Origin of the sequence: Kitasatospora sp. NPDC086801 (assembly GCF_044745805.1) — a bacterium.
Classification (GTDB): domain Bacteria; phylum Actinomycetota; class Actinomycetes; order Streptomycetales; family Streptomycetaceae; genus Kitasatospora.
Genome location: NZ_JBIVAX010000024.1, coordinates 21,313 through 39,014, shown reverse-complemented (window position 1 = coordinate 39,014; position 17,702 = coordinate 21,313). Strand labels below are relative to the sequence as shown.

Sequence of the window (17,702 nt, the reverse complement as noted above, 5' to 3'; positions counted from 1 at the left end):
GTTCAGCGGAGCTCGGAGCCCGGGTTGGCCTCGGCCCAGGCCTCCCGCGAGGAGACGATCGCGTCGTGGTGGTCGTAGGACCAGTCCACCATCGCCCGGACCAGGCGGGTCAGGCTGTGGCCCAGGGCCGTCAGCTCGTACTCCACCTGAGGCGGGACGGTCGGGTGGACGGTCCGCGTCACCAGGCCGTCACGCTCCAGCCGGCGCACCGTCAGCGTCAGCATCCGCTGCGAGACCCCCGGCAGCGCCCGTTGCAACTCCCGGAACCTCCGTACGCCCTGGGCGAGTTCGACGAGGGTGAGGACGGACCACTTGTCGCCCAGGCGGTCGAGCAGGTCGCGGATGCCGCAGTCCACGCCGTCCTCGCACCAGACGACTGGACGGGGGGTGGTTACCGCGGTGTGCCCTGCTGACATGAGAGTGCCTCCTTACGCCGGACGCCCAGGCTACCGAGGATGGTCGCGAACCCGATTCCCGGTCACCCCGATTTCCGGTCACTCCGATTTCCGGTCACCCCTGGAGGAACCATGCTGCTCGTCACCGGTGTCAACGGCGGTCTCGGCGCCCTGGTGCTGGCGAGGCTCCGCGGGCGCGCGGACGTCGTCGCCGGCAGCCGCACGCCCGAGCGGCTGCCGGCCGGCACCCCGGCCCGGCTGGTGGACTTCGACCGGCCCGAGACGCTCGACGAGGCGTTCGCCGGGGTGCGGACCCTGCTGCTGATCTCGGCCGGCGCCGCCGAGGACGACGTCGTGACGGCCCGCCACCGGGCGGCGATCGAGGCCGCCGAGAAGGCCGGCGTCGAGCACGTCGTCTACACCAGCCTGTCCGGCGACGGCGACCACCTGCCGTACGCGCTCGCGCACCGGTGGACCGAGCGGCGGCTGCGCGAGTCCGCCACGCTGCGCTGGACGGTCCTGCGCAACGGCCTGTACGCCGAACTGCTGGCCACGATCGCGGCACCGGACGCGGACGGGGTGATCAGCGCGCCGCTCGGCGACGGCCGGCTGGCGGCGGTGGCCCGGACCGACCTGGCCGAGGTGGCGGCCGAGGTCGCCCTGGCGCCCGCCGGGCACGCGGGCCGGACGTACGAACTGGTGGGGGAGCGGGCGGTGGGCGGCGCGGACGTGGCGGCGGCCCTCGGCGCTGAGTACCGGCCCGGCACGCTGGCCGGGGCCCGGGCGGCGGTGGCGGCCGCGGACGCGCTGGACTTCCAGGTGCCGATGGTGGTGGGCACCTGCTCGGCGATCGCCCACGGCTTCCTGGCCGGGCCGGGCGGGCCGGGCGACCTCGCGGCCCTGCTCGGCCGCCCGCCCCGCCCGGCCCTGGAGGTCATCGCCGCCGGGCGGTAGCCCGCCCCGGTCGTGCGGGCCGGTGGCTCGGGAACACGAAGTCCGCCCGCCGCAACTCCTGAACCGCGCGTACCGGCGGCGTTCAGTCCCCCAGGACGGCGATCCGGCCGGTGCTGCGGCCGTCGGCGACGAGCTGGACGGCTTCGGCGGCCCCGGCGAGGGGCACCCGGGCGCTCACCAGGGGGCGGACCACCCCCTGGGTGGCGAGGCGGGTCAGTTCGTCGTGGGCGGCGCGGACGGCCTGCGGGTCGTGGGTGTTGTAGAGGCCCCAGTGCAGGCCGAGGATGGCGTAGTTCTTCACCAGGGCGTGGTTGAGGGCCGGGGCCGGGATCCGGCCGGCGGCGAAGCCGACCACCACGATCCGGCCCTCGAAGGCGACGCACTTGGTGGAGCCGGTGTAGGCGTCCCCGCCGACCGGGTCGAAGACCACGTCCGCGCCGCGCCCGCCGGTGAACTCCTTGACGGCGGCGACGAAGCCCCCGGCCGTCCGGTCCACCACCAGGTCGGCGCCGAGCGCCCGGGCCGCCTGCGCCTTGGCGGGGCCGCCGACCACGGCGACCACCCGGGCCCCGGCGGCCCGGCCCAGCTGGACCGCCGCGCTGCCCACGCCGCCCGCCGCCGCGTGCACCAGCAGGGTCTCGCCGGCCGCCAGCCGGGCCCGGCGGTGCAGGGCGAACCACGCGGTCTGGTAACCGATGTGCAGCGCGGCCGCCTCGGCGTCGTCCAGCGCCCCGGGCGCGGGGAAGGCGGCCGCCGCGTCCAGCAGCGCGTACTCGGCGAAGGCGCCGTGCGGCAGCACCGGGTTGCCGATCAGCCGCTCGCCCCGCCGGGCGCCGTCCGCCACCTCGCCGCACAGCTCCACGCCGGGCGTGAACGGCAGCGGCGGGCGGACCTGGTACTGGCCGCGCACCATCAGCGCGTCCGGGAAGTTGACCGCCGCGGCCCGCACCCGGACCAGCAGCTGCCCCGGCCCGGGCACCGGCCGCGGCACGTCGTCGGCGAGCCGCATCACCTCGCCCGGCTCGCCGAGCTGCTCCACCTGCCAGGCCCTCACAGTGCCTCGCTCCTCTCCAGCCCCTGCTGGAGCCGGTTCATCCCGTTGATCCAGCGGTCCGGTTCGGTGGCCCGGACCCGGTAGTACTCGGCGACCTCGGGGTGCGGCAGGATCAGGAAGCGGCCCTCGCGCAGCCCGGCCAGCGCCGCCTCGGCGACATCCTCCGGGTCCAGCGCGGTGGGCGCGAGCAGGGCCTCGCCGACCGCGCCGGTCGAGGCGAGCATGTCGGTGCGCACGCCCTGCGGGCAGAGCGCGTGGACCCGGACGCCGCGGTGGCGGTACGTCGCGGAGAGCCACTCGGCGAAGGCGAGCGCGCCGTGTTTGCTGACCGCGTACGGGGCCGAGCCGAGCATGGTGAGCAGCCCGGCGGCGGAGACGGTGGCGAGGAAGCGGCCGCCGCCGCGCTCCAGCCAGCGGGGGAGCAGCAGTTCGGCGGCCCGGACGTGGGCGAGGACGTTGACCTCCCACGCGCTCGCCCAGGCCGCGGCGGGCGCGTCGGCCCCGCCGACGGGGGCGACGCCCGCGTTGGCGCACCACACGTCGATCTCGCCGAGCGCGGCCCGGGCCCGCCCGACCAGGGCGGCCAGGCCCTCGGCGGAGGCGGCGTCCCCCGGGGCGGCGGTGCCGCCGCAGTCCGCGGCGACGGCGCGGGCGGCGTCGGCGTCCAGGTCGTTGACCACCACCCGGGCGCCGGCCGCGGCGAAGGCCCGGGCCAGGGCGGCGCCGATGCCGCGCCCGCCGCCGGTCACCACCACGCCCTGGCCGGCGAAGTCAGCCACGGGTGCGTCCGTCACCGCTGTGCCCGTCGCGGGTGCGTCCGACGCCGCTGCGGCTGTCACCGCTGCGTCCGCCGCCGGTGCGCCGCTCACAGGCCGCCGCCGAGGGTGACGCCGCCGTCCACGACCAGGGTCTGGCCGGTGATCCAGGCGGCGTCCGCGGAGAGCAGGAAGGCGACCGCGCCCGCGACGTCCTCGGGCACGCCGAGCCGGCCGAGCGGGTAGGCGGCGGCGACCTGCTCCTCCCGGCCCTCGTACAGGGCCTCGGCGAACTTGGTCTTGACCACGGCGGGGGCGACGGCGTTGACCCGGATGTCCTGGCCGCCCAGTTCGGCGGCGAGTTCGGTGGTGAGCCGGATCAGCGCGGCCTTGCTGACCCCGTACATGCCGATCCCGGGCGAGGAGCGGATGCCCGCGACGGAGGCGACGTTGACCACCGAGCCGCCGTGCTCGCCCATCCAGGCGGCGTGCGCGCGGCGGGTCCAGGCCAGCGGGGCCAGCACGTTGACGGCGAGGATCTTGGCGGCGGCGGCCTCGTCGGTGCCGAGCACCGGACCGTAGACCGGGTTGATGCCGGTGTTGTTGACCAGGTGGTCGAGCCGGCCGAAGGCCTCCAGGGTGCGGGCGACGGCCTCCTCCTGGTGCGCCGGGTCGTCGGTCTTGCCGGCGACGGCGATGGCGTTCTCCGGCCCGCCCAGGTCGCGGACGGCCTCGGCGAGCGGCTCGGGGGTGCGGGCGGTCAGGCAGACCTTGGCGCCGCGGGCGACCAGCTCGCGTGCGATGCCGAGGCCGATGCCCCGGCTCGATCCGGTGACGACGGCCACCCGGCCCTTGAAGGAGTACGCCACGGAGGGTCCTGCCTTTCGCGCGGAACGTTCGACGGGGAGTGCCGGTTCGGCGGGATGCCGGTTCCACCGGCTGACTAAGCGCTTGCTCAGCATGGTGTCGGTGCGGGAGCCTGTCAACAGTCCGCCGACCGGTCGGCGGGGAATGTGTGTGCGAGTTCTCTGGGAGGATGGCGCCATGACCAGCACGCCGATCGCCGACCTCTGGCCCACCCTGCCCGGCGGCGCCGACTCCCGCCCCGAGGCGGCGTACCGGCTGCTCCAGGCGGCCGTCGAATCCTTCGCGGAGCGCGGCTTCCACGCCACCACCACCCGGGACATCGCCACCGCCGCCGGGATGAGCCCGGCGGCGCTGTACATCCACTACCAGTCCAAGGCCGCGCTGCTGGCCGAGATCAGCCAGGCCGGCCACGCGGCCACGCTGGAGCTGGTCCGGGCGGCGGCGGCCGGCGAGGGCGACCCGGCGGACCGGATGCGCCGGCTGGTCGAGGAGTTCACCGCCTGGCACGCCCGGGCCCGCACGGTCGGCCGGGTGGTCAACTACGAGCTGCACGCGCTGCCCGAGGACGCCTACGCGGTGGTCGCGGCGCTGCGGCTGGACATCGAGCGCGAGGTCAGCGCGCTGATCGAGGCGGGTGTGGCGGCCGGCGCCTTCCAGGTGTCCGAGGTCCGGACGGCGGCCCGCGCGGTCACTTCGCTGGGCATCGACGTCTCCCGCTGGTTCACCGACCGCTCCACCGAGACGCCCGATGAACTCGGCCTCCGCTACGGCGAGTTGGTGCTCAGGATGCTCGGCGCCCGGGTCTGATCCGCCGGGCTGCCCGGTCGGCCCCGGACCTGCCGGGCGGCTTCGATCGGCGACCGGTAGGATGACAACTCAGTTGCCATGTACTCCGAGGGGGACCGATGACGCGTCAGACCGACGATGTGACCGAGCTGTTGGCCGAGGCCTGGGCCACCTGGGCGGAGCGCGGCGCGGCCCTGGACGGCGCGTCGTGGGGGCTCGCCACCCGGCTGCCCGACTGGACCGTGCAGGACCTGTACGCGCACGTGGCGCCGGTGCCGGAGATGTTCGCCGGGCTGCGCGACGCCGTGGTCGACGGCCCGGCCGAGCTGACGACCGGGGCGGGCATCCTGCGGTTCTTCAACCGGCCGGGTGGGATCGCGCACACCGCCGCCGGGCAGGTCGCCGAGATGGCGAAGGAGGCGGCCGCGGCGGCCGGACCGGCCGAGCTGATCGCCCGCTTCGGGGCCGAGGGCCCGGCCGCGCTGGCCGGCATCGCCGACCTGGCGCCCGCCACCACGGTGGCCCACCCGCTGCTCGGCACCGTGACGGTCGGCGCGCTCGGCGAGGTGGCGCTGATGGAGGCGACCGTCCACCTGCTCGACCTGATCGCGGCGATCGGCGGCCCGCCCCCGGCGGACGGCGCCCTGCACTTCACCCGCGCCCTGCTCGCCGAGGTCGCCGACCCGGTGGCCTTCATCGAGGCGGCGGCCGGTCGCGGCACCGCGGCGGTCCTGCCCGTCATCCGCTGACGCCCCGTGACGCCCCGTGCCGCCCCGTGCCGCCCCGTGCCGCCCCGTGCCGCCCCGGGCCTGTCCGTACAGGTCGGGCATATGATCTGGCCGACGACAGCACAACGGGGGAACCGGGGGAACGGTCGATGGACGTCGCATGGTGGGCGCTGCCCGCAGTCGTGTACGGCGGAGGGTGGGTCGCCAACAGCGTCCGGCGGGCGTTGAAGGTCCGGCACGAGCGCAGGCTCGAACTGCTCGACGCCGCCGAGCGCCGGCGCCTCGCCGTGGAGGCGGCCCAGCGTCCGCCCGAGCCGGTCTGCGGCTGCACCCACCACCTGGCCAAGCACGACCGGAGCGGCCGCTGCCACGAGGTAGTCGAGGCCCCCACCGCCTGGGACGCCGACCGCCGACCGCTCCAGTTCGAGCCGCGCCCCTGCGCCTGCCAGCAGTACATCGGCCCCGAGCCGCTGGGCACGGTCTTCGCCCCGGAGCTCACCGCTCCGCGCTGACCTGCCCCGGCCGGTCGCGCCACCGAACAGCCCTTCCCCGAAACCGCTTGCGGGGAAGGGCTGTTCGCGTGCTGTGGGCCCCGGGGCGGCCGGGGTGGTGCCGGGCCGGTGCTGGGCGGGTGCCGGGCCGGTGCCGGGGCGGGGCTCGTGGGCCGGGACGGCGGAGTCGGCGAAGCCGCGCTCGGGGTGGATGGCGGCCGGGCCCCGTGCCGCCGCCCGGCGCGTTCGCGGGGGGTGTCACCGCAGGTCCCGGGTCTCGGGGCCGGTCCACGGGCTGTGGCACGATGCCCGCAGGCCGGTCCCCAGGGACGGCCCGCGCCACGCCGCAGGCACGAGCGGCGGGCGGTGCCACCGCACGCAGAATGAGGATCCGCCATGTCCGAGACCATCCCCAACCCCGCCCGGCCCACCGGGCAGCCCGCCTTCCGCCCCGCCACCCTCGCCGACGTACCGGCGCTGGTCGAGCTGGTCGAGTCCGCCTACCGCGGCGACGCCAGCCGGGCCGGCTGGACCACCGAGGCGGACCTGCTGGAGGGCCAGCGCACCGATGCCGAGGGCGTCGCCGCGGTCATCGGCCGCTCCGACGGGGTGCTGCTGGTCGCCGAGCGGGACGGCGAACTGGTCGCCTGCTGCCAGCTGGAGCACCGCGGGGACCGCGCCTACTTCGGCATGTTCTCGGTGCGCCCCGGGCTCCAGGGCGGCGGCCTCGGCCGGGCGGTGCTCGCCGAGGCCGAGCGGCTGGCCGGCCAGGAGTGGGGCGTGGGCGAGCTGGAGATGACCGTGATCGAGCAGCGCGCCGACCTGATCGCCTGGTACGAGCGGCGCGGTTTCCGCCGGACCGGGGTCTTCACCCCGTTCCCGTACGGCGACGAGCGTTTCGGTGTCCCGCTGCGCCCCGACCTGCGGTTCGAGACGCTGACGAAGGTGCTGAAGAAGGCCTGACCGCAGGGGCGCGGGCGGGCGGTTGCTCGGGGTCGAATCCATGATCGCTTGACGGATCGTCGGTACGTGATGACATGTCAAGTCACTGACCAGGGGTGATGCGGAGATGTCATACCTCGTTCATGATTGGTCTAGGCCAATGTGAGAGGCTGAGGGCGAACGGCCACGTTCCGTCCCATGCCCAGGGGGGCCACTTCCGCATGCCCGTACTCCATGGCACCGCCATGCCCGCGCCCGACGCCGGCCCGCGCCGGATCCCCGCGGACCCCGACCTCCGCCTGCCCAGCCCGCCCGACGACGAGGAGCTCTACTGGTACTTCGGCCCGCAGCGCCGCTGGGTGCTGCTCTGCGCCACCCTCTCCTACGCGGGAGCCACCGCCACCCTCGGCCTGTTCGCCCTCAGCCGGCCGCTGCTCTGGCCCTTCCTGGTGCTCACCGTGCTCAACGCGGCCACCTGGCTGCTCTCGCTCACCGACGGCCAGCGCGCCCGCCGCTACACCCGCGACTCGCACGACCTGCTGATGCGCGCCTGGCAGCCCGCCCGCCACCCCAGCGTCGACCTGCTGCTGCCGACCGCCGGCGAGCCGCTGGCCGTCCTGGAGAACGCCTACCGCCACACCGCCGCCGTCCGCTGGGGCGGCGAGCTGACCGTCATCGTCCTCGACGACGCCGCCCGCCCCGAGGTGCGCGAACTCGCCGAGTCCTTCGGCTTCCAGTACCGCGCCCGCCCCGACCGCGGCCGGTTCAAGAAGGCCGGCAACCTCAACCACGGGCTGGCCGAGGGCAACGGCGAGATCATCGCCGTCCTGGACGCCGACTTCTGCCCCCGCCCCGACTTCCTGCACCACCTGGTGCCCTACCTCGACACCCCCGAGGTCGGCATCGTGCAGAGCCCGCAGTGCTTCGACACGGACGCCGACATGTCCTGGCTCGAACGCGCCGCGGGAGCCACCCAGGAGATCTTCTACCGCTGGATCCAGCCCTCCCGGGACGCGCAGGACGGCACCGTCTGCTGCGGCACCAACGCCCTCTACCGCCGCGCCGCACTCATGCGCGTCGGCGGCTTCGCCGAGATCGACCACAGCGAGGACCTCTACACCGGACTCTCGCTCGCCCGCGCCGGGTGGACCACCCGGTACGTGCCCGCCCTGGTCGCCAAGGGCATGTCGCCCACCGGCCTGCCCGCCTTCATCAGCCAGCAGTACCGCTGGTGCCTCGGCTCCCTCGCGCTCGTCCGCGACCCGGACTTCCGCCGCGGGCCGGGGGCGTCCGGAAAGGCCCTCTCCCGCTCCGCCCGGCTCTGCTTCTGGAACGGCATCCTCGGCTACGTCACCAGCGCGGTGAACGTCTTCGCCGTCCCGCTGCCCGCCCTGATCATGCTGTTCTTCGCGCCCGGCGAGATCGAACCGTGGCAGGTGCTGCCGTTCCTGCCGCCGATCTGGGTCTCGCTCGTCCTGCTGCCCGCGATGTCCCGCACCCGGTGGCGCTTCGAGGTCACCCGGGTCCAACTCCTCGGCGGGCTCTGCCACGTGGTCGCCATCGTGCACGCGCTGCGCCGCCGCAGCGCCGACTGGGTGCCCACCGGCGCCGTGTCGGGCGGCAGTTCACTGGCCAAGGCGGTCGCCCGGATCGGCGTCGGCTGGCTGGGGTTCGTCGTCCTCGCGGGCATCGCCGGACTCGTCCGCGCCGCCGTGCTGTACGGCTGGCAGCCGTACTGGGCGCTCACCGCGCTGCTCGCGCTCACCGCGTACACCATGATCCCGCTGATCCGGTCCCTGTGGCCGCTCCTGCGCGGCGGCAACGGGGCCGCCGTCGGCGAGGTCGCCCCGCCCGTGCGGCGCCGGTCCGACCTGGGCTTCGGCCACGCGGAGGCCGTCGCCGTCACCGCCGTGCTGCTGCTCTGCGGGCTGCTGGCCTCCGGTTGGGCCGATCCGCTGATCTTCTGAGGTTCCCTCAATCCCTGACGTCAAAGTCGATGTCTGACGACTCATCAACTTCGTTCGGATCCACCGCGTTTCCCTGCGCGTCGCCCCACCGGCGCGGATGCCACCGCCCGGCCGCCCCATCGGCCCGGCGGTCCCGACCACCCGCTGCCTGCCCCTGCAAGGAGCACCGCCGTGTCAACGGCCGTACCACCACCGTCGTCGTCCCTTTCCGCCCCTTCCTCCCCTGCCGTCACGGCCTCGGCCGAACTGCTGCCCGGCGTCGTCCGGGTGGACCGGCAGGCCGCGCCCGAGCGGCGCCCCGCCGCAGCGGCCGTCGCACCGCCGCAGGCCCAGCGGCGCACCGGCTTCCGCCCCGACATCGAGGGCCTGCGCGGCGTCGCCGTCCTCTCCGTCCTCGCCTACCACGCCGCCGTTCCCGGCTTCGCCGGCGGCTACGTCGGCGTCGACGTCTTCTTCGTCATCTCCGGCTTCCTCATCACCGGACTGCTGCTCGGCCGCCCGATCGGCCTGTGGGACTTCGCCGCCCGCCGCGCCCGCCGCATCCTGCCCGCCGCCGCCACCGTCCTGGTCGCCACCGCCGTCGCCGGTGGCGCGCTGCTCGACCCGCTGCGCGGCACCGACCTCGCCCGCGACCTGATGGCCTCCGCCGGACAGTTCGTCAACTGGCGCTTCGTCGGCCAGCAGACCGACTACCTGGCCGCCGAACACGCCCCCAGCCCGCTCCAGCACTTCTGGTCGCTCGGCGTGGAGAACCAGTTCTACCTGCTGTGGGGCGTCCTGCTGCTCGGCCTCGCCCGCTACCTGCACGGCCGCCGCCGCACCGTCGCGATCACCCTGGCCACCACGGCCATCGGTGCGGTCTCGCTGCTGCTGTGCGTCCGGTGGACGGCGACCTCGGCGCCGCTCGCCTACTTCTCCACCGCCAGCCGGCTCTGGGAGTTCGCGGCCGGCGCGTGCGCCGCGCTGCTCGGCGGCGCCCTGGCCGGCCGCGCGCAGCGGCGCGGGACGGCCTGGTCGCTGCGACTGCTCGGCTGGGCCGGCGCCGCGGCCGTCCTCGCGTCGATCCTGCTCTACGACCGGAACACCCCCTTCCCCGGCACCGCCGCGCTGCTGCCCGTCCTCGGCACGGCCGCCGTCCTGCTCGCCGGCCCCGCCCATCGCGCGCTCGGCGCCACCGACGCCGGACGCCTCCTCGCCAGCCGCCCGCTGCGCGCCGCCGGGCGCCTCTCGTACGCCTGGTACCTCTGGCACTGGCCGGTGCTGACCATCGCCCAGGCCCGCTACGGCGCCCTGCCCTGGACCACCCTGGCCGCGCTCGCCGCCGCCAGCGCGCTGCCCGCCTGGCTCACCATGCGGCTCGTCGAGCAGCCGCTGCGGTACGGCAGCAGCCCGGCGCCGCGCCGGGGCCTCGCGGTCGGCGCCAGCGCCCTCGTGATCCCGCTGATCGCCGCCCTCGCCCTCGGCGGCGGCACGGTCCGCGCTCTCGGCGGCACCGCCGACACGCCCGCCGCCGCCCCGGCCGGGGCCCCGACCGGCCCGGCCCTGCTCGCCCCCGGCGCGCGGGTGCTCGGCCTGACCCCCTCGCTGGCCCGCGCCCGGGAGGACTTCCCGCCCGGCAAGGGCTGCGAGATCCCGCTGAACGCCGACAGCAGCCCGCGCTGCCTGTTCGGCGCCGAGGACAGCCCCGACCGGATCGTGCTGCTCGGCGACTCGCACGCCGGCCAGTGGATATCCTCCGCACTCGCGATGGCCGAGCAGCGGCACTGGGCCCTGGAGGTCCTGGTCAAGCCCGGCTGCCCGCTCGCCACCCTCACCGTGCGCAACAACGTCCTCGGCCGGACCTTCGACGAGTGCGACCGCTGGCGCGAGAACACCCTCACCCGGCTCACCTCCGGGTCCAGGCCGCGCCTCGTCCTGATGGCCGGCCTCAACCGCTACGGCAGCCAGGAGGAACGCACCCAGGGCTGGACGCGCACCCTGGACCGCCTCGCCGCCGTCGGCGCCCCGCTCGCCTACCTCGGCGACACCCCGATGCCCGGCAAGGACATCCCGACCTGCCTCGCCGCATCCGACGGCCGCTCGGACGCCTGCTTCTTCCCGCGCGACACCGCCTTCGAGCCGGACCCGATGCTCGACGGCGGCCTCGCCGCCCGCTACGGCGTCCGCACCCTCGACCTGGGCCCGTTGCTGTGCCCCGGCAGCGGACCGGACTGCCCGGCGGTGCTGGAGGGCGTGGTGCTGTACCGCGACACCGGCCACATCACCGACACCCTGGCCCGGGTCCTGGCGCCGCGCCTGGACAAGGGACTCCTGGAGGCGGCCGGGTAGGGCGGCGGGCCCGCGACCCGGGGCGCCCCGCCGGACCGACCGGCGGGGCGCCCTCCTCGTGGGGGCGAGCGGGTCGGCTGCCGGCCGACTCGGCAGCCGGGGCCGGATCCTCGGCCGCCGCAGCCTGAGCCGCCGCCGCCGCCGCCGCAGCCTGAGCCGCCGCCGCCTGAGCCGCAGCCGCAGCCGCCGTTTCAGCCGTAGATGTTGTGGCAGAGGCGGGCCTGCTCCGAGCCCGCCGGCCAGCGGCCGACGCGTTCGGCCTGGTCGCAGATGCCGCCCGGGCCGCGGGTGGGCAGCGCCGCGCCGGGAGCCGGAGCCGCCGGGGTGGCGCCGGTCGCGGCCGGGCCGGGGGTGCCGTGGCCCGACGGGGAGGGGCGCGCGGTGCGGCCGGACTTCGGGTGCGGGGTCGCCGCGTGCTGCGCGTCGGCCGGCTCGTCCTCGTTCGGTGCGGTCGCCGCCGTGGCCGGGCCCGGCGCGGTGCCCTCCGGGGTGGGGGGCGGGAGCGGGGACGGTGCGGGTGTGGTGGGGAGCGGGGAGAACGCGGGCGGGTCCGGCGCCGCCGGGTCGGACGGGGAGGGGGAGGTGCGCGGCAGGGCCACCACGTTCAGCTCGTCTCCCGTTCCGGGCCCGCACATCGCCAGGACGGCGGCGAGCAGGGCGACGGTCCCGACGGCCGCGGCGGCCCACGCCTTCCGCGACCGCCGTGACGCCGGTGCGGGCGCCGGAGCAGGGGCGGGCGGGGTAGCGGCGGGTACCGGCGGCGGCTGCCACGCGTCCTGTGGCCACTGCCACTGTCCTCCGGTGGGCTGCCCAGTCATGTTGTCGTCCTTCCAGCGCCGAACCCCCGCCGAATCCCCCGCCCTGCCTTACCCCGTGCTCAACGAGCGCGCCGACGCCGGGACATGACCCGGAAGAGGGTTCTGGACGGGCGCCGATTGCCACCGCGCCACATGCTGGGGGGCATGGAGACCAACAGCACGTCCACGTACCTGGTCGAGGTGGCCGACTTCCGGACCGACAGCCGCTACCGCCTGGTCCACTTCGAGGGCCACGGCTGGGAGCCGCTCGCCCCCGAGGAGTTCGAACCCCGGATCCACCAGCTCTTTCCGGACCTCGACCCGCGCGATCCGGTCCGCGTCCACTGGGCGGACCGCCCCTGGGAGTGGCCCGTCTGGCACCCCGGCGAGGCGTGAGCCGCCCTTTCGTTACGCTGTCCGGGTGAGCGTGGATCATTTCTGGCGCCGCCTGCCCGGCCAGGACGTCGACACCTGTACGCCGACGGAACTCGGCGAGCTCGTACCCGACCGGCAGGACGTCCGCTACGACCAGCTGGCCTCCGCCGGACTCCTCCTCGGCGTGCGGAGCACCGCCCGGCTGATGGAACTCGCGCTCACCGAGAACGGCCTGCACCCCGACCCGGCCGCCCGCCTTCCCGTGTACGGCGGCGAGCGTCGCGAACCCGACGCCGTGCAGACCGACCTGCTGGTGCTGAGCCCCGAGCAGGTCGCGGCCGCCTTCACCTTCCTGCGCGACTCGGCGCTCGGCGAACTCGTGCGCCAGCAGGACACCGTGCTGGCCCGGACGGTCGCGCGCCTGGGGTACCCGACGCCGTGGTCCGAGACCTGGGCGGTCCGGGTGGTCGCGGACCTGCGGGAGCTGCGGGACTTCTTCGCCGGCGCGGCGGCGGCCGGCGATGCGGTGGTCGTCCGGGACCGGAAGGCGTGAACGGGGCGGCGGACGTGGACGTGGACGTGGACGGGGCGACCGGGGCGGCAGCCCTGAACGGGGTGGACGGATTGGACAGGTCGGACGGGGTGGACGGGTTGGAAGAGGCGGAAGAGGCGGAAGGCCTGAACGGGCTTTCGAGCACGGCCGGTTACGGCGAGGCGGCTGAGGAACTCGCCGTCCAGTACGAGAGCGTGACCTTCGCCGAGGTCCACGCGGACCTGCTGCACAGCTACCCGGCCCCGCCCGCCGCCGTCCTCGACGTGGGCGCCGGCACCGGGCGGGACGCGGCCGCCCTCGCCGCCCTCGGACACCCGGTGGTGGCCGTCGAGCCGACCGCCGAACTCCGCGCCGTCGGCGAGCGGTTGCACACCGGCTCCGGCGTGTGCTGGGTCGCCGACGCACTGCCCGAGCTGCCGCGGCTGAGCGTCGGGGCCGAACGCTTCGACCTCGTCCTGCTGACGGCCGTCTGGATGCATCTCGCCCCCGCCGAGCGGCCGTTGGCGATGGGCGCCCTCGGCCGCCTGCTCGCCCCGGGCGGGCGGCTCGCCCTGACGCTGCGGCACGGCCCCGTCCCGCCGGGCCGCCGGATGTTCGACGTCCCGCCCGAGGAGACCATCGCGCTCGCCGCCGCCGGGGGCCTGCGGCTGCTCCACCGCACCGAACGCGGCGACCTGCACGGCCGGTCCGGCGTCCGATGGACGGGCCTGGTCTTCGGGTAGGGCGCCTTCCCGGCGTCCTGGCCCCACGAGTCGCGGTGCGGAGGTCAGTTCACGTCGACGTTGTCGAAGAGTTCGAGCATCTGCGTGAGGACGTGCACGCAGGCGGTCAGGTCGGCCTCGGTCAGATCGCCGCCGACCTGGCGGAGCAGGGCGTGCTCGCGGGCGCTCGCCGCGGTGACGACGGCCCTGCCGTGGTCGGTCAGTTGGATCAGCGAGGACCGCTGGTGGGCGGGGTTCGGGGTGGTCTCGACCAGGTCCAGGGCCACCGCGTCGTTGACCATGCGCTGCACGAACTGCCTGCTCAGTGCCTGCGCGCGGCCCATCTGAGGGACGGTCATGGGCCCGTGTTCCGCAAGCAGGAGCAGCACGGCGCGCACGCCGACGGACAGCCCCTCGATGGGCGCCGCGAGTTCCACCTTGCGGAGCACCCGCCGGTACAGCGGGCCGACCAGGTCGAACACGTCCATCAGCCGGTGGGCGAGGACGTCGGGCGGGAGCGGGGCGTCGGTATCGGTCACCTCACCATTATGACACCTCGGTTGCCAATCTCCGAAAGAGATGGCAACTTGGTTGTCATGAATGACGCATCTGACGTGTTCTCATTCGACGACGGCCGCAGCCACCTCGCCTACCGTGACACCGGGTCGGGCCGACCGCTGGTGCTGGTGCACGGCGGCCTCCTCGACCACCACATGTGGGACGACCAGATCGCCGCCTTCGCGGCCGACTACCGGGTGATCGCGCCGGATGCCCGCGGCCACGGCGAATCCTCCAACGCGACCGGCCCGTTCCGGCACGCCGATGACCTCGCGGCCCTGCTGCGCCATCTCGGCACCGGCCCCGCGATCCTGGTCGGGCTGTCGATGGGCGGCGCCATCGTCGTCGACACCGCGCTCGAACACCCGGATGTGGTACGGGCGTTGGTCGTCAGCGGCGTCGGTACCAGCGAACCCGAGTTCGTGGACCCGTGGCTCGGCGAGATCGAGGCGGAGGAAGCCCGCGCACTGGCCGCGGGCGACCTCGAGGGCTGGATCGCGGCGTTCACCCGGCTCGCGGCCGGCCCGCACCGCACGCTCGACGACGTCGACCAGGACATCGTGCGCGCGTTGAAGGACATGACCCGGCGAACCCTCGCCAAGCACACGCCCACCGAGCCGGACCACCAGGTGCCCGTCACCGACACCTGGGAGCGGGCGGCGAAGATCAGCGTCCCGGTGCTGGCCATCAACGGCGGCATCGACTCCGACGACCACATCGGCATGGCCGAGCGCCTCGTCCGCATCGTCGCCGACGGCCGTACGACGACCGTCGAAGGCACCGGCCACTACCCCAACATGGAACGCCCGGACGCTTTCAACGAGCTCCTCGACGACTTCCTCCGGACCGTGCCCGCCCGCGAGGGCTGACCCGGGCAGGCCGGGGGAGAGAGCTGGGGCGGGGGCTGGGGGAGCCCTCGCCCCGCCCGAGTGGCCCCGCCCGGGCGGCCCGGCACGGGCCGCGGCTGGCGGCGGCCGGCCAGGCGGTCCAGTGCTGAGGGGCGGACGGGTGAGGCTGGCGGCGGTCCCGCCCCGCGAAGCCCTACGCGGTGCGGGCGGCCGGCTTGGCGTCGAGCAGGTGGCGGACGGCGTGCAGCGCGTGGTCCAGCGGTTCGCGGCTGCGCCGGACCGACGCGATCAGGACCGCGCCCTCCATCAGGGCCAGCGCCTGCCCGGCCGCCGTCGCGGCCTCGGCCGGCTGGAAGCCCCCGGCCTCCAGACGGTCGGCCAGCACGCGCTGCCAGCTCCCGTACACCTCCGCGCAGACGGCGCGCAGCGGCTCGTTGGTGCCGGCGACCTCCAGGGCGACGATCGCGATCGGACAGCCCTTGGTGTAGTCGGAGCGCGCCAGCCGCTCGGCGAAGACCTCGGCGAGCCGCTCGGCGAGCGCTCCGCCGTCGGCGCCCTCGGCGGCCAGCGCGGCGAGCAGGTCCTCGACCTCCTGCCCGGCCTGGACGAGGGAGGCGGCGACCAGTTGGTCCTTGCCCTCGGGGAAGTGGAAGTAGAGCGAGCCGCGCGGTGCGCCCGTCGCGGCCACGATCTGGTTGAGGCCGGTCCCGAAGTAGCCCTGTGCCTCGATCAGCGTCCGGGTGCCGGCGATCAGCCGGGCCCGGGTCTCCTCACCCTTGACTCCCATGCGGAAAACAATAGACCGGTCTGCATATTCCTGTCGACGAGGCCTCAGCACCGCGCCTCGGGTGGGAATCCGGTCCAGCACAACTCGTCGGGCAGGTGGCGCATGTCGTTGTGGAGCAGCACGGCGGACGGTCGGCCGGGTGTGTAGCGGATGACGGTCAGCGCCGCATTGCAGGAGTTGAGGCCGAGCCAGCGCCAGGCCGGGGCGTCCAGGGCGTGCCGGACCAGCCAGCCGATCAGGAACGCGTGGGTGACGACCAGTTCGTGCCGGTCCTCGCCGCCCGCCACCGGACCGGTGAACCGCTGAACGGCCCGGCGCGCCAGCTCCTGGCCGTGGGTGCGCTCCTCCGCCGTGGGCTCGGCGAGGAAGTCCAGCAGGTAGTCGGCGCTGTCGGCCAGGAGTTCATGCCGCTCCGGGACGTGCGGGAGGTAGTCGCCCGCCTCCTCGCAGACCGTCGGACCCGGCGCAGCCGACCGCCCGCCGCCCAACTGCTCGGCGATCAGCCGCGCGCTCTGCGCGGCCCGGGGCAGCGGCCCGTGGTGCACCGCGGCGATCGGGCGATCGGCCAGCCGCCGTCCGAGCAGGACGGCCTGCCGGCGTCCGTCGGCCGTGAGCCCGCTGCCGTCCGGCGCGGCCTCGCCGTGGCGGGTCAGGTAGAGGTAGCGGGTGGCGGACTCGGCCATGCTTCGGGACTCCTTCGCTCGTGCTTTCGTGCTCTCGCGCTCGCTGGTGACCGTGCTCTCGCGCTCGCTGGTGACCGTGCTCTCGTGCTCGCTGGTGACCGTGCGCTCGTCCCGGAGTGACGCCGTCGCGGCCCTGCCGGTTCCGGATCAGCCCGTGTGGGCCTCGGCCAGCAGCGCCAGCTCCTCCGGCGAGAGGCGCAGCGCCCCGGCGGCGATGTTGTCCTCCAGGTGCGCCAGGTCTCCGGTGCCGGGGATGGCCAGGACGTGCGGGCCCTGGTGGAGCGTCCAGGCGAGGCGGACCTGGGCCGGGCTGACCCCGCGCGCCTGCGCCACCGCCCGGACCTGGGCCGGTTCGGCGCCGCCCGTGCCGGACTCCCGCCCGGCGCCGGCGATCGCGTAGAACGGGACGAAGGCGATGCCCTGCTCGCCGCAGAGCCGCAGCACGGCGTCCTGTTCGGGCGAGGCGCCGATGCCGTACGGGTTCTGCACGCACACGACGGGCGCGACGGCCTGCGCCTCGGCGAGCTGGTGCGGGTGGATGTTGGAGAGGCCGAGGTGGCGGATCAGCCCGGCCTGCCGCAACTCGGCGAGGGCGCCGAAGCGTTCGGCGATCGAGTCGGTGCCGACGATCCGCAGGTTCACCAGGTCGAGGTGGTCGCGGCCGAGTTGGCGCAGGTTCTCCTCGACGTGGCCGCGCAGCCGCTCCGGGGTGCGGGCGTGCTCCACCCACTCGCCGTCGAGCCCGCGGCCCGGGCCGACCTTGGTGGCGATCACCAGGTCGTCGGCGTACGGCGCGAGCGCCCGGTTGATCAGCTCGTTGGCGGAGCGCAGCGGGGAGAAGTAGAAGGCGGCGGTGTCGAGGTGGTTGACGCCCAGTTCGACGGCGCGCCGCAGCACCCGGACGGCCTGCTCGCGGTCGCGCGGTACGGCGGCGGGGACGAGCGCCCGGCCGGTCTGCGGCAGGCGCATCGTGCCGAAGCCGATCCGGTGGACGGTGCGGTCGCCGAGCGTCCAACTGCCGGCGGCGGCAGCGGTGACGGAGGTGGCAGCGGTGGGGGCGGTGGGGGCGGGGGTGGTGTCGGATGTCATGCCGTCATGATCGCCACTGCACTACCCTGACCGCCAGCGATTCG

20 protein-coding genes are annotated in these 17,702 nt (G+C 75.3%); 11 read left to right on the top strand and 9 right to left on the bottom strand.

Going from position 1 to position 17,702, the window contains the following annotated elements; all coding sequences use genetic code 11:
• Positions 1-2: 2 nt before the first annotated feature.
• Positions 3-416, bottom strand: coding sequence for a winged helix-turn-helix transcriptional regulator (locus ACIPLC_RS23505; RefSeq protein WP_400474961.1), 414 nt, complete (start codon positions 414-416; stop codon positions 3-5).
• Between the two features lie 111 nt (positions 417-527).
• Here ACIPLC_RS23505 and ACIPLC_RS23500 point away from each other — a divergent pair, with 111 nt between their 5' ends.
• Complete coding sequence (locus tag ACIPLC_RS23500) at positions 528-1,349, top strand: NAD(P)H-binding protein (RefSeq protein ID WP_400474960.1); 822 nt, start codon at positions 528-530, stop codon at positions 1,347-1,349.
• Between the two features lie 82 nt (positions 1,350-1,431).
• On the opposite strand, the gene ACIPLC_RS23495 is transcribed toward ACIPLC_RS23500, so the two are convergent.
• The 3 genes from ACIPLC_RS23495 to ACIPLC_RS23485 all read right to left on the bottom strand — a co-directional run bounded on the left by ACIPLC_RS23495 (position 1,432) and on the right by ACIPLC_RS23485 (position 4,027).
• Positions 1,432-2,403 (bottom strand): NADPH:quinone oxidoreductase family protein, encoded by a 972-nt coding sequence (locus tag ACIPLC_RS23495; protein WP_400474959.1) that lies wholly within the window; start codon positions 2,401-2,403, stop codon positions 1,432-1,434.
• Positions 2,400-3,182: an SDR family NAD(P)-dependent oxidoreductase gene (locus ACIPLC_RS23490; protein ID WP_400474958.1), complete on the bottom strand. Its 783-nt coding sequence runs from the start codon at positions 3,180-3,182 to the stop codon at positions 2,400-2,402. Before ACIPLC_RS23490 ends, ACIPLC_RS23495 begins: the two co-directional genes overlap by 4 nt.
• Before the next feature lie 86 nt (positions 3,183-3,268).
• The gene (locus tag ACIPLC_RS23485; RefSeq protein ID WP_400474957.1) at positions 3,269-4,027 is read right to left on the bottom strand and encodes an SDR family oxidoreductase; all 759 of its coding nucleotides are present in this window, start codon (positions 4,025-4,027) and stop codon (positions 3,269-3,271) included.
• Positions 4,028-4,202: 175 nt separating this feature from the next.
• On the opposite strand from ACIPLC_RS23485, the gene ACIPLC_RS23480 reads away from it, so the two are divergent.
• From ACIPLC_RS23480 to ACIPLC_RS23455, 6 genes are all read left to right on the top strand, one after another.
• The gene (locus ACIPLC_RS23480) at positions 4,203-4,832 is read left to right on the top strand and encodes a TetR/AcrR family transcriptional regulator (protein ID WP_400474956.1); all 630 of its coding nucleotides are present in this window, start codon (positions 4,203-4,205) and stop codon (positions 4,830-4,832) included.
• A gap of 98 nt (positions 4,833-4,930) precedes the next feature.
• Positions 4,931-5,560: a maleylpyruvate isomerase N-terminal domain-containing protein gene (locus ACIPLC_RS23475; RefSeq protein WP_400474955.1), complete on the top strand. Its 630-nt coding sequence runs from the start codon at positions 4,931-4,933 to the stop codon at positions 5,558-5,560.
• A 128-nt stretch (positions 5,561-5,688) separates the two neighbouring features.
• Positions 5,689-6,051, top strand: coding sequence for a hypothetical protein (locus tag ACIPLC_RS23470; protein ID WP_400474954.1), 363 nt, complete (start codon positions 5,689-5,691; stop codon positions 6,049-6,051).
• Between the two features lie 375 nt (positions 6,052-6,426).
• Positions 6,427-6,993 carry a GNAT family N-acetyltransferase gene (locus ACIPLC_RS23465; RefSeq protein ID WP_400474953.1) on the top strand — a complete coding sequence of 189 codons (567 nt, stop codon included), beginning with the start codon at positions 6,427-6,429 and terminating at the stop codon, positions 6,991-6,993.
• Between the two features lie 200 nt (positions 6,994-7,193).
• Positions 7,194-8,939: a glycosyltransferase family 2 protein gene (locus ACIPLC_RS23460; protein ID WP_400474952.1), complete on the top strand. Its 1,746-nt coding sequence runs from the start codon at positions 7,194-7,196 to the stop codon at positions 8,937-8,939.
• 171 nt (positions 8,940-9,110) lie between these two features.
• Positions 9,111-11,267: an acyltransferase family protein gene (locus ACIPLC_RS23455; RefSeq protein ID WP_400474951.1), complete on the top strand. Its 2,157-nt coding sequence runs from the start codon at positions 9,111-9,113 to the stop codon at positions 11,265-11,267.
• Positions 11,268-11,458: 191 nt separating this feature from the next.
• Here ACIPLC_RS23455 and ACIPLC_RS23450 read toward each other — a convergent pair whose 3' ends face one another.
• On the bottom strand, positions 11,459-12,085 hold the full coding sequence (locus ACIPLC_RS23450; RefSeq protein ID WP_400474950.1) for a hypothetical protein: 627 nt from the start codon (positions 12,083-12,085) through the stop codon (positions 11,459-11,461).
• Between the two features lie 144 nt (positions 12,086-12,229).
• Between ACIPLC_RS23450 and ACIPLC_RS23445 the strand changes: the two genes are divergently transcribed.
• The 3 genes from ACIPLC_RS23445 to ACIPLC_RS23435 are packed head-to-tail and all read left to right on the top strand — an operon-like array spanning position 12,230 to position 13,714.
• Positions 12,230-12,460 carry a hypothetical protein gene (locus ACIPLC_RS23445; RefSeq protein WP_400474949.1) on the top strand — a complete coding sequence of 77 codons (231 nt, stop codon included), beginning with the start codon at positions 12,230-12,232 and terminating at the stop codon, positions 12,458-12,460.
• Between the two features lie 25 nt (positions 12,461-12,485).
• Positions 12,486-12,992: a hypothetical protein gene (locus ACIPLC_RS23440; protein WP_400474948.1), complete on the top strand. Its 507-nt coding sequence runs from the start codon at positions 12,486-12,488 to the stop codon at positions 12,990-12,992.
• Positions 12,989-13,714 (top strand): class I SAM-dependent methyltransferase, encoded by a 726-nt coding sequence (locus tag ACIPLC_RS23435; protein ID WP_400474947.1) that lies wholly within the window; start codon positions 12,989-12,991, stop codon positions 13,712-13,714. The genes ACIPLC_RS23440 and ACIPLC_RS23435 overlap by 4 nt, the downstream gene beginning before the upstream one ends.
• A 44-nt stretch (positions 13,715-13,758) precedes the next feature.
• Here ACIPLC_RS23435 and ACIPLC_RS23430 read toward each other — a convergent pair whose 3' ends face one another.
• The gene (locus ACIPLC_RS23430) at positions 13,759-14,232 is read right to left on the bottom strand and encodes a MarR family winged helix-turn-helix transcriptional regulator (protein ID WP_400474946.1); all 474 of its coding nucleotides are present in this window, start codon (positions 14,230-14,232) and stop codon (positions 13,759-13,761) included.
• Between the two features lie 57 nt (positions 14,233-14,289).
• Here ACIPLC_RS23430 and ACIPLC_RS23425 point away from each other — a divergent pair, with 57 nt between their 5' ends.
• Positions 14,290-15,120, top strand: a complete 831-nt coding sequence (locus ACIPLC_RS23425) for an alpha/beta fold hydrolase (protein WP_400474945.1) — start codon at positions 14,290-14,292, stop codon at positions 15,118-15,120.
• Positions 15,121-15,292: 172 nt separating this feature from the next.
• Here the strand turns inward: ACIPLC_RS23425 and ACIPLC_RS23420 are convergent, their stop codons facing one another.
• The 3 genes from ACIPLC_RS23420 to ACIPLC_RS23410 all read right to left on the bottom strand — a co-directional run bounded on the left by ACIPLC_RS23420 (position 15,293) and on the right by ACIPLC_RS23410 (position 17,658).
• Positions 15,293-15,886 (bottom strand): TetR/AcrR family transcriptional regulator, encoded by a 594-nt coding sequence (locus ACIPLC_RS23420; RefSeq protein ID WP_400474944.1) that lies wholly within the window; start codon positions 15,884-15,886, stop codon positions 15,293-15,295.
• A 44-nt stretch (positions 15,887-15,930) separates the two neighbouring features.
• Positions 15,931-16,569, bottom strand: coding sequence for a histidine phosphatase family protein (locus ACIPLC_RS23415; protein WP_400474943.1), 639 nt, complete (start codon positions 16,567-16,569; stop codon positions 15,931-15,933).
• Between the two features lie 147 nt (positions 16,570-16,716).
• The gene (locus ACIPLC_RS23410) at positions 16,717-17,658 is read right to left on the bottom strand and encodes an aldo/keto reductase (RefSeq protein WP_400474942.1); all 942 of its coding nucleotides are present in this window, start codon (positions 17,656-17,658) and stop codon (positions 16,717-16,719) included.
• Positions 17,659-17,702: the final 44 nt, after the last annotated feature.

Excerpts from the sequence above, each read along its gene's own strand:
- ACIPLC_RS23460 (WP_400474952.1), top strand. The coding sequence starts at position 7,194 with ATGCCCGTACTCCATGGCACCGCCATGCCCGCGCCCGACGCCGGCCCG.
- ACIPLC_RS23505 (WP_400474961.1), bottom strand. The coding sequence starts at position 416 with ATGTCAGCAGGGCACACCGCGGTAACCACCCCCCGTCCAGTCGTCTGG.
- ACIPLC_RS23500 (WP_400474960.1), top strand. The coding sequence starts at position 528 with ATGCTGCTCGTCACCGGTGTCAACGGCGGTCTCGGCGCCCTGGTGCTG.
- ACIPLC_RS23410 (WP_400474942.1), bottom strand. The coding sequence starts at position 17,658 with ATGACATCCGACACCACCCCCGCCCCCACCGCCCCCACCGCTGCCACC.
- ACIPLC_RS23415 (WP_400474943.1), bottom strand. The coding sequence starts at position 16,569 with ATGGCCGAGTCCGCCACCCGCTACCTCTACCTGACCCGCCACGGCGAG.
- ACIPLC_RS23450 (WP_400474950.1), bottom strand. The coding sequence starts at position 12,085 with ATGACTGGGCAGCCCACCGGAGGACAGTGGCAGTGGCCACAGGACGCG.
- ACIPLC_RS23420 (WP_400474944.1), bottom strand. The coding sequence starts at position 15,886 with ATGGGAGTCAAGGGTGAGGAGACCCGGGCCCGGCTGATCGCCGGCACC.
- ACIPLC_RS23465 (WP_400474953.1), top strand. The coding sequence starts at position 6,427 with ATGTCCGAGACCATCCCCAACCCCGCCCGGCCCACCGGGCAGCCCGCC.
- ACIPLC_RS23425 (WP_400474945.1), top strand. The coding sequence starts at position 14,290 with ATGAATGACGCATCTGACGTGTTCTCATTCGACGACGGCCGCAGCCAC.
- ACIPLC_RS23470 (WP_400474954.1), top strand. The coding sequence starts at position 5,689 with ATGGACGTCGCATGGTGGGCGCTGCCCGCAGTCGTGTACGGCGGAGGG.
- ACIPLC_RS23480 (WP_400474956.1), top strand. The coding sequence starts at position 4,203 with ATGACCAGCACGCCGATCGCCGACCTCTGGCCCACCCTGCCCGGCGGC.
- ACIPLC_RS23445 (WP_400474949.1), top strand. The coding sequence starts at position 12,230 with ATGGAGACCAACAGCACGTCCACGTACCTGGTCGAGGTGGCCGACTTC.
- ACIPLC_RS23475 (WP_400474955.1), top strand. The coding sequence starts at position 4,931 with ATGACGCGTCAGACCGACGATGTGACCGAGCTGTTGGCCGAGGCCTGG.